Annotated in this window: 1 protein-coding gene; it reads right to left on the reverse strand. The window is 71.5% G+C overall.

Translation table 11 applies throughout. The features are described from left to right. On the reverse strand, nucleotides 1–593 hold a 593-nt coding region (locus tag IEZ11_RS50470; RefSeq protein WP_189269864.1), incomplete at its 3' end, for a condensation domain-containing protein. Nucleotides 594–624: the final 31 nt, after the last annotated feature.

Here is a 624-nt window from a genome sequence, read left to right on the forward strand (position 1 = left end):
ACGGCACGAGGGTCGATAGGAGTGACGGTCTGGACGTCCAGGCCGAAACCGGAGTCAGCGCCGAAATCGTCCACCGACACCGTGACCGGATAATTCGTCCGGTCCTGGGCCCTGAGCAGCCGTACGCCGTCCGGTCCTGTCCCCTGGCCGCCCGCGGTCGCCCCGGGAGCATGCCGGTAGTTGAACAGGGTGGTGAACAGCGGGGCCGGTGCCTGCACCCCGCTCATCCGCTGAGCGGTGCCCAGCGAGGCGTGTTCATGCACCATCAGCTCCGCGAGCTGCCCCTGCATCGCCCGCACCGCTCCCGCCACCCCCGCACCGGTACCGGCCCGCACCGGGAGCGTGTTCATGAACAGTCCCGGGACCCGGTCCGCGCCTTCGCCGGCCTGCATCCGGCCCAGGACCACCGTGCCGAACACCACATCGTCTTGGCCGGAGACCACCGACAGCACCCGCGACCACACCACATGGAACACCGTCGCCGCACTCACCCCCAGCCGACGCGCCTGCTCCCGCACCCGCAACGCGACCCCCGCGTCCAGCCGCGCCCGCCACTGCGCCACCCCCGACCCGTCCCCCCGCACGTCTGCCACCCCGAAAGCCACCGTCGGCTCCGACACATCA

Source organism: Streptomyces fuscichromogenes (assembly GCF_014645815.1).
In the GTDB taxonomy this organism is placed as follows: domain Bacteria; phylum Actinomycetota; class Actinomycetes; order Streptomycetales; family Streptomycetaceae; genus Streptomyces; species Streptomyces fuscichromogenes.